Origin of the sequence: Rivularia sp. UHCC 0363 (assembly GCF_034931125.1) — a bacterium.
In the GTDB taxonomy this organism is placed as follows: domain Bacteria; phylum Cyanobacteriota; class Cyanobacteriia; order Cyanobacteriales; family Nostocaceae; genus Rivularia.
The window spans coordinates 39,924-48,289 of sequence record NZ_JAYGHM010000025.1; the positions used below are offsets into that span (position 1 = coordinate 39,924).

The following is an 8,366-nucleotide window of genomic DNA, read 5'->3' on the forward strand; positions in this document are numbered from 1 at the left end:
GTTATTAGCATATGAATCCTACTTTTTGTTTTGTAATTGATCGTTGATAATTGATAACTGATGACTAAAACCGCATGGGTGTTTCCCGGACAAGGTTCCCAAGTTTTGGGAATGGGAATGGATCTACTGGATTTGTCCGCAGCTAGGGAAAAGTTTGCTCAAGCTGAAGAAATTTTAGGCTGGAGTGTCAGCGAAATCTGCCAAAATAATCAAGAAAAGTTAGCCCGTACTCTTTACACTCAACCTTGTTTGTACGTGGTGGAAACGATTCTTGCTGACATTATCGGTCAGAAAGAAAAGCCAGATTTAGTGGCTGGTCATAGCTTGGGAGAGTATATCGGGCTGTATGTAGCCGGTGTATTTGAATGGTCTGCGGGTTTACGTTTGGTAAAACGTCGTGCCGAACTGATGGAAAATGCTGCTGGTGGAAAAATGGCGGCTTTAATTGGCTTTGATCGCGAACAGTTAGATCGAATTTTGGCTGAAACTGATGATGTAGTGTTAGCGAATGATAATAGTTCCGCGCAAGTGGTAATTTCTGGCACTCCTGAAGCTGTCGAAAGTGTGATGTCCCAAGTAAAAGCAAAACGCAAAATACTTTTAAACGTATCGGGAGCATTTCATTCTCCGATGATGGCAGAAGCATCTGCTGAATTTAAAGATGTCTTAGCATCAGTAGAATTTCACACGGCGAATGTACCAGTTTTATCTAATGTAGAGCCAGTACCCACCGTGGAAGCCGATGTTTTAAAGCAACGATTGGTAGAGCAAATGACCGGAAGCGTGCGGTGGAGAGAAATAAGTTTAGCGCTACCAGAACAAGGTATAGAGCGGGTAGTAGAAATTGGTCCGGGAAACGTTTTAACTGGTTTAATTAAGCGTACTTGCTCCAATATGATTTTAGAAAACGTGGGTTCTGCTGCGGAAATATGATGTTGAAAAAGTTAGGAGTTAGTAGTTAAGAATTACCAATTACCAATTACCAATGCCCAATTCTTAATATTATGTCTCGACACCGCGAACCATTTGCTAGTCTTTTACTCTATCGCGCTTTGAAATATTCGGTAGTTAATCCCATGCTTCGGGTTTACTTCCAAGGACATGTTTATGGAGCCGAAAATGTTCCGATAAGCGGACCTTTGGTAATCGTCAGCAATCATGCAAGCAATTTTGACCCGCCGATTGTTTCCAATTGCGTCCGTCGTCCAGTATCCTATATGGCAAAGGAAGAATTATTTAAAATCCCCATTTTAAAACAAGCAATTGAGCTATACGGTGCTTACCCCGTACAACGAGGAACTAGCGATCGCAATGCAATTCGTAAGGCTTTGGAGCATCTAGAGCAAGGCTGGGCTGTGGGGCTTTTCTTGCAAGGTACTCGTACCCCCGATGGACGAATTACAGACCCCAAACGAGGTGCAGCTTTAATTGCAGCTAAAGCAAAAGCACCAATGATCCCAGTATGTTTGTGGGGTACTCAGGAAATCGAACGAAAAGGTGGAGTTCCTCAAAGAGTTCCGGTAACGGTTCGGATTGGTGAGGTGATTCCGGCTCCAACTTCCACAAACAAAGAAGATTTAGAGATAATAACCCAAAAATGCGCGATCGCTATTAATAAATTGCACGATTTAGGACGATAAGACGAAAAATGCCAAAACTATACTTTAAGGAAGTAGTATTAATAACTAAAATTTTTTAAATTGAGGTGATTAATCTTTTCTGTCTCAACTGCCTAATCCCTTAATACTATATGAACAATTCAGACGACGATAATTTTTTATCTCGGTTAAATAATTTTGCTTTAGTCCGCTTCTTACTTTTCGCTGCTTGCGGTTGGACATTCGTACAGCTAATAGCCTATTTTCAAGCTGTGATTGTTATTTTTACGTTTGCGGCAATTTTGGCTTTTTTACTGAGCTATCCCGTCAAATGGTTGAAACGTTTTATACCCCATACAGTAGCAGTTGTTTTTATATTTCTACTTAGTATTGTAATTATTGGTGGTTTAGCAATCAGCGCAGGTTTAGGGCTTCTATCTCAAGGACAACAGCTAGTTGATAGTGTCGCAATTTTTTTAAATTCTCTAGTACCTTTAATACAGCGATTGGAAGAAATGTTGAGAAACCGAAGTTTTCAGATAGATTTAAGCTCAATAGAACAAGTGTTAAGGGAGCAAGCTATATCGAGATTGGTGACTATTTTGGATTTATTCCAAAGTTTTATTACTAATTTTGCAAGTTTTATCTTAATTGCCGTGGTTGCTTTTTTTATGCTCCTCGAAGGAGAACAGCTTTGGCTACTTATTTTGAAAATTGTACCAAACTCTCGACGTAAAAGATTTGCAATGATTATGAAACGCAGTTTCTTAGGCTTTTTCCGAGGTCAGTTATTGTTAACGTTATTTTTAACAGTATCAACTTTTATAGTTTTCGTAGTGTTAGGAGTACCGTTCCCTTTAGTATTATCTGTAATAGTTGGTTTTCTTGATATAATCCCAGGTATCGGTGCGACACTAGGGGTTAGTGTAATTACTTTAATGGTTTTATCTCAAGGTGTTTGGTTGGGGCTTAAAGTATTAGGAGTTTGTATCGTACTTCAGCAAATTCAAGATAACTTAATTGCACCGAGAGTCATGCAGGATGCACTTAATTTGAATCCGGTAGTAGTATTTTTTGCTTTATTAATCGGAGCTAGAGTTGCAGGTTTATTAGGTGTTTTTATCTCTATTCCAATTGCAGGGGTAATAGTTGCTTTATTTGAAATTGATGAGATGAAAGCTGAAGTTTAGTTATTCAATTTTGGATTCATTAATTTTCACAAATTGTTCAAAACTGTTATATATTAATTATTGAAGAACAATTAATCACTGATGACCAATCAAGATTTAAGAGCGCAACTGGATGAAATCCTTGATGAATCGGAATGGGAATGGTTAATTCCTCACGTACAAAGAGATTCCGTAATTATAGTAGCAACGGGACTGGATTTATTAGATGTGGGGGAAGCTATAGCTAGCGATCAAACTTCACAAGTGCAAAATTGGATTGATGAAGCGCTAATTGGTAAACCTTCATCTATACAAGTTGGGGAATGGAATATGCAGCGAAAGAAAAGATTCAATACTTTGATCGTGCAGCCTTTTGTGCTTGTTCAAGAGAAAATTACTGCATAACTTTTTCAATTTTCTTAGGGAATTACAGATATTTTTTGGCAAATATATCGATCTGAATCTTTTGTAAAAAGGTAGAAGGGGATGATAATATTCAATCATTTGATCGTAACTATTGTTGATTCCCCATTACCTTTTATTTACTGAATAACTTTAATTGAATGTTAACTCATAGGGTTGAATCGGATTATTTTATATTTCGGATTTAGTTAGTAATTTAAAAAATAAAATATATAACTGACTACTTTGCGGAAGATTTTTCCTCAACATCCAAACCAGTCGCAACCCAAAAAATTGACCGAACTCCGTCACGAATAGATTTTTCTATTGGTTCAGAATTACTTTGTGAAGGAACAGATACTGAATTAAAGTCTATTCCTCGACTACCTAAAACTATTTCACCAACTACAGTAGCACGACGCATATGATAGTCGGAGGTAACTAAATATAATCTTTTAATTCCTCTTTTATGCAAGTCATCTACTAACGTCGTAAAGTTTTCTACCGTGTTATTAGCTCGATAGTCTAAGTGCAAACGTTTGGAATCAATACCAGCTTTGGTAAATACTTTTTTTGTCGCACTCGGTGGACTACCTCCAGAAATCCAAATTGGTAGATTAGGATATTTGTTTGCAAACTCAGCTGCAAATTTTTCTCGTTCTAATCTTTCTGTTGAACCTCCTAAAACTAAAATTGCTTGTGGTTGTACAAATGCACTTTGAACTTTTTTGTAACCCCATAGTAACGTTAGGGGTAGTATTAAAAGCATTAACCGAGAAGAAATTCCTGATTTAAGCATTTTATTCAGGGCTTTATTACTTAGACTGTCCGGAGAGGAATTTTTTCTAAAAAAATAAAAATAATTTAACAAGTTACAAGCTATTGATAATTAATATGTCCAACAAAATATAAATACTTCGTGAAAAAAATGCACAGGGGGTTACACCCCTTAACACCTAGCTTTTAGACCAAAAGTTATATTCGACTGGTATTTTAACAAGCGCTTTTGGCTATTTGTGAAGTGATGCTAATGTATTTTATCCCACCACAAATTGTTTTTTTAATAGCAGATGTTCCCTTTTTTTCTCTTTTACCAAGAGAATCATAAACATCTAAGTTATTTATTTAGTTTACATGAACCCCTTATTACATTGCGGCAATAAGGAATACCAGACTTAATCAAAGATTCTATCTGTTTTGGGGGTTAGATAAAAAGTATGTTTAACTACTTTATGTGATTTTTTTTGGAAAACGGGACTGGCAAGACTTGAACCTGCGACCTAGCGCTTAGGAGGCGCTCGCTCTATCCAACTGAGCTACAGCCCCAACTAGCTGTTATTTTATAATAACATTTCTAGTCATTCTGCCAGGAACTGTCCCAAGGTCCACCCCCTGTTTCTAATCCACATAGGTTACTGGTTGCTTTCAGGATAGTTTTGGATTGAATGCCATTTAATTCGCGTAATTCTAACGTCAATTTTCCCTGCATAGTATCGCGACAAGCAAACATTAAACCATTTTCGGTCGGCGCACGCAATTCCGTACCCGGTAAATCGGTGGTTCCCGTCAATTCAATTTCATATTGGGAATTTCTCGCGTGCATTTCCCATTTTCCCCAAGGTTGAATATTCCAACTGACTTGGGAATTCCAGGGTACAAACTCGTAAAATTTACCTTGATAATGTAAACCAACCATTGCGACAGATTCCATCCACCATAAGACACCACGTCTACCACCACCAGCAGTCAGGGCTAAATCTGGTTCGGAGTCAAAACTATTGCAGTTCAACCAAAACCATTTTTCCGGAAAAGCACCTCCCCAATTCTTCTCACTGTAAGCGGGTGCGTCGGTAAATTCGTAGCGTTTACCATTCCAATCGATCCAACCGCTAGCCAAAGCATGCGCCACCAAAATTTGCCATCCGGGTTCAAAAAGCTGTAAAAAAGATACCCAACCGGCGGTTGATTGTTGAATGCTGGCTTTGTCTCCCCAGTAATACACTGGCTGAATGTCATACTCCCAGCGGCAGTAATTACCGCTACCTGGATCGTGAATTATTCCTTGATTTAAAGTTGCTGTCGCTTGATAACCAGATTGAATGTAGCTGGTAAATTCTTCTGGAAGTAAATAAAGCGGTTGGCTTTCTAGTTCTGTTTTACCCCAATGACCTAAAGCCAACACATCACTAGAAGCCCAAAACCTGTTTACATCGGGGAAAGTGCGTAATAAATACTCATCATTTGGACCGAGAATTTGTGCTGCACCACCGCTATAGGGTTTTCCACCTACTGGGTCTTCGATTGAGTACATGAAAGCAAACGTTTGCTTTTCCTGCGGTAAAGTTACGCGGTAATACCAACCTTCAAAAAAACGGCGATCACTATTATCCCAATGGTAGCCGCTATGTGGTGTTTGGGTAGAAGAAAGATTCTCAGGAAGACGCAACATAAAAAGATTAACTTACCAATTACTTATAGAGAATAACAAATTAACATTAGCTAACATTTAAAGGTATTTATAGCTGTTAATTTCTGAAACTTATTAATTTTTACCTATTAAGTAGCATCACGATTAATTTTATAAATAAATACCTACTTGTATTACATATTTAAAATCAATTATAAAGGATTGATGTTGTTAAAATACCTACTAAATAAAGATTTATTTAAAAGTTGAAAAGTCATTCTTCCGGTTAAAATAAGTACCTATCTTCAGATAGAGCCACAGGATAAACTCAGCAGTTATTCTGAGGATATAGAACAAGCAGGTTACAAAAATAACTAAGTAAATAGTTTAAAATAAATAGGATGGCGAAGTTAACTATTTAACTTATAAATGCTCTACCTTTTCATACTTTATTAATCAAAATATCAAATCAATACCCATGGATAACAACGAAAGCAAGAGCTACAACCGAGAAGTTAGACAGGATTCATTTACCGACGCTGACGGTAACATTCATACTAATGTTACACGAACCAGCGAAACAGTTGAAAACGATCCCAACACCTATGAAGAAGGTTACGTTTCCGGTAGAATCCAAGAGCGAAATTACCAAAGAAGAGACTTAGCCGCACGAGATACTAACAATGCTAATAGTGGCTTGATATTGGGTATATTGCTTGCAACATTTGCAACTTTAGCAGGTGGCGCGATGTGGTATTTTAACCAATATAGAGAAGCAGATAAAACAACTCCTACGGTAATTGAGACTCCGGTAACAACAGAACCTACACTTACCGAACCTGAAGCTGCTCAACCTCCACAGAATAATACAACCACAATTATCGAGAAAACGAAAGAAGTAGCGGTTCCTGTTGAAGTTCCTGTTGCAGTTCCCCAGCAACAAGCACCAGCACCAGCACCAGCACCGCAACAGCCAGACATTAACATTAATGTCCCACCCCAACAAGGTGCAAGTGGATCGAATTCTACACCACAAAAAACAACTCCTAAGCAGCCCCAAAGTTCAAACGGTGGCAGCAATAATTCCTCTCAACAACCACAAAGCGAAAGCAATTCCAATAATTCTACATCTACCGTTAGTCCCCCTAACGTTCTTGGGACTGATACACCTCAGTAAATTTCACTCTTTATATCTAAGTAGATAGGCGTAATTAAATATAATAAAAGACCTCACCCTTAATTCCTCCTTGTTAAGGAGAGAGAAGCCGGACTAAGGATAAGGTTTTATATTTAGCTAAGCTAAGCTCGATCCCCCTTGTTTAGGGGGGTTTTTTGTAAATTGTGTAAGTATTTGTTACTAGCTCATTAAAACCAGTTGGGCAAATATTACGAAAAGTTACTAATAGTTAAAATCAGTAAAATAAAGTTTATCTTATAAAAAATGAATGCTAAGTTTATAAATAAGGCACAAAATAAGTAAGAGCTCTAACAACAAATCTTTCGATTAGAGTTTGTGTCTCCCACTCTAATCCCATCGCAATCTCTCGAATGTTACATCCAACAAACGCCGTGTTTTAGTCTTTAGTCTATCGATGAATTTGGAGGTTTTAGACAGATAAGGGATGTACATTGCGTGATAACTTAACAACAAAATTGCGATTCCGGCTCACCCTATATTTTTGTCAAACTAATTCTAATTTTCCACTTTTCTGAAATTACCAACTTTTTAATAAACCGTCTCTAATTACTGACATTTACGGTCGTAACTGGAGACGGTTTTGAAGTTAGGAGTAATTAAGGTTAAAGGTGTGATAATTCTAAACTCCAAACTTTTTCTTGTTCCCTTGTCCCCTTGTCTCCCCATCTCCCCATCTCCTCATATCCCATTTACTCCAAAGTAATTACAGTCACTTCCGGGGGACAAAACAAGCGTCCTGGGAGGTAAGTTCCTAAACCGCGATTGACGTATAGCTGATTTTTTCCTACTTGGTGAAATCCTTGCGCCCATTCCCAGTGTCGGAGAACTTTAACGTAGTCCGAACGTAAAAATGGTATTAATCGCCGTACCTCTTTGGGAACTTTGCGAATAATTTTTTTGTAATAAACTACTAAAGGACCAATATTAGGTAATATTATTTGTCCACCGTGAGTATGACCGGATAGTTGCAAATCGACTCGCCACTGTTGTAATATCTGGGCTGTATCGGGATTATGTGATAGAACGATGCGCGGTGTTGCGTCGTCTAACTGATTCATTACCGATGCAGGATTAAATTCTTTTGACCAATAATCAGCTAATCCGACTAACGGTAATTCTTTGCCTAAAGGATAAGCAATTTCATTCCAAAGAACTTTAATATCGATACTTGTCAAAGCTGCTGTAACTTCTGCTTTCGCGGTGCGGTAGCATATATCGTGATTGCCAAGTACAGCATATATACCAGCGCGAGATTGTAAATTTTTGAGTTTTTTTACTAACTTGTATATTGGAGCCGGGTCATCAGTTATATAGTCACCAGTTAAAACAACCAAATCCGGTTCAGCTTCATTGCTGGCAATAATGGCTTGTTCTAACATTTCTGACGATAACCTGAATCCGTCGTAATGCAAATCTGATAATTGTACTATGCGAGTACCGATGGTAGATGCTGGTAAACTATCTATTTTTACTACAAGTTTTTCTACACTCAAAGGACCAGATAACAACCAATGCATAGCGCTAACGTTGCTCCTTGTACCAGCGCCTTTAGTCTATCATCTGAATAGTGAACAGTCAGTAGTTAACAGTTA

At 37.9% G+C, this 8,366-nt stretch carries 8 protein-coding genes and 1 tRNA gene; 5 read left to right on the forward strand and 4 right to left on the reverse strand.

What is annotated here, in order from left to right; all coding sequences use genetic code 11:
- The first annotated feature begins 60 nt into the window (after positions 1-60).
- From fabD to VB797_RS15825, 4 genes are all read left to right on the forward strand, one after another.
- Entirely contained in the window at positions 61-933 is an 873-nt protein-coding gene (gene fabD, locus VB797_RS15810) for an ACP S-malonyltransferase (RefSeq protein WP_323238661.1), read from the forward strand.
- Positions 934-1,004: 71 nt separating this feature from the next.
- Positions 1,005-1,640, forward strand: coding sequence for a lysophospholipid acyltransferase family protein (locus VB797_RS15815; protein ID WP_323238662.1), 636 nt, complete (start codon positions 1,005-1,007; stop codon positions 1,638-1,640).
- Positions 1,641-1,750: 110 nt separating this feature from the next.
- Positions 1,751-2,788 carry an AI-2E family transporter gene (locus VB797_RS15820; RefSeq protein WP_323238663.1) on the forward strand — a complete coding sequence of 346 codons (1,038 nt, stop codon included), beginning with the start codon at positions 1,751-1,753 and terminating at the stop codon, positions 2,786-2,788.
- An 81-nt stretch (positions 2,789-2,869) separates the two neighbouring features.
- Positions 2,870-3,172, forward strand: a complete 303-nt coding sequence (locus VB797_RS15825) for a DUF2288 domain-containing protein (protein WP_323238664.1) — start codon at positions 2,870-2,872, stop codon at positions 3,170-3,172.
- Between the two features lie 238 nt (positions 3,173-3,410).
- On the opposite strand, the gene VB797_RS15830 is transcribed toward VB797_RS15825, so the two are convergent.
- The 3 genes from VB797_RS15830 to VB797_RS15840 form a co-directional block, all read right to left on the reverse strand.
- A complete protein-coding gene (locus tag VB797_RS15830; protein WP_323238713.1) occupies positions 3,411-3,938 on the reverse strand; it encodes a YdcF family protein in 528 nt (175 codons plus the stop codon).
- A gap of 483 nt (positions 3,939-4,421) precedes the next feature.
- A tRNA-Arg gene (locus VB797_RS15835) sits at positions 4,422-4,495 on the reverse strand.
- A gap of 28 nt (positions 4,496-4,523) precedes the next feature.
- Complete coding sequence (locus VB797_RS15840) at positions 4,524-5,618, reverse strand: tocopherol cyclase family protein (protein WP_323238665.1); 1,095 nt, start codon at positions 5,616-5,618, stop codon at positions 4,524-4,526.
- Positions 5,619-6,054: 436 nt separating this feature from the next.
- On the opposite strand from VB797_RS15840, the gene VB797_RS15845 reads away from it, so the two are divergent.
- The gene (locus VB797_RS15845) at positions 6,055-6,753 is read left to right on the forward strand and encodes a hypothetical protein (protein ID WP_323238666.1); all 699 of its coding nucleotides are present in this window, start codon (positions 6,055-6,057) and stop codon (positions 6,751-6,753) included.
- Positions 6,754-7,463: 710 nt separating this feature from the next.
- Here the strand turns inward: VB797_RS15845 and VB797_RS15850 are convergent.
- On the reverse strand, positions 7,464-8,291 hold the full coding sequence (locus VB797_RS15850) for a metallophosphoesterase (RefSeq protein WP_323238667.1): 828 nt from the start codon (positions 8,289-8,291) through the stop codon (positions 7,464-7,466).
- Positions 8,292-8,366: the final 75 nt, after the last annotated feature.

Excerpts from the sequence above, each read along its gene's own strand:
- VB797_RS15815 (WP_323238662.1), top strand. The coding sequence starts at position 1,005 with ATGTCTCGACACCGCGAACCATTTGCTAGTCTTTTACTCTATCGCGCT.
- VB797_RS15845 (WP_323238666.1), top strand. The coding sequence starts at position 6,055 with ATGGATAACAACGAAAGCAAGAGCTACAACCGAGAAGTTAGACAGGAT.
- VB797_RS15820 (WP_323238663.1), top strand. The coding sequence starts at position 1,751 with ATGAACAATTCAGACGACGATAATTTTTTATCTCGGTTAAATAATTTT.
- fabD (WP_323238661.1), top strand. The coding sequence starts at position 61 with ATGACTAAAACCGCATGGGTGTTTCCCGGACAAGGTTCCCAAGTTTTG.
- VB797_RS15850 (WP_323238667.1), bottom strand. The coding sequence starts at position 8,291 with ATGCATTGGTTGTTATCTGGTCCTTTGAGTGTAGAAAAACTTGTAGTA.
- VB797_RS15840 (WP_323238665.1), bottom strand. The coding sequence starts at position 5,618 with ATGTTGCGTCTTCCTGAGAATCTTTCTTCTACCCAAACACCACATAGC.
- VB797_RS15830 (WP_323238713.1), bottom strand. The coding sequence starts at position 3,938 with ATGCTTTTAATACTACCCCTAACGTTACTATGGGGTTACAAAAAAGTT.
- VB797_RS15825 (WP_323238664.1), top strand. The coding sequence starts at position 2,870 with ATGACCAATCAAGATTTAAGAGCGCAACTGGATGAAATCCTTGATGAA.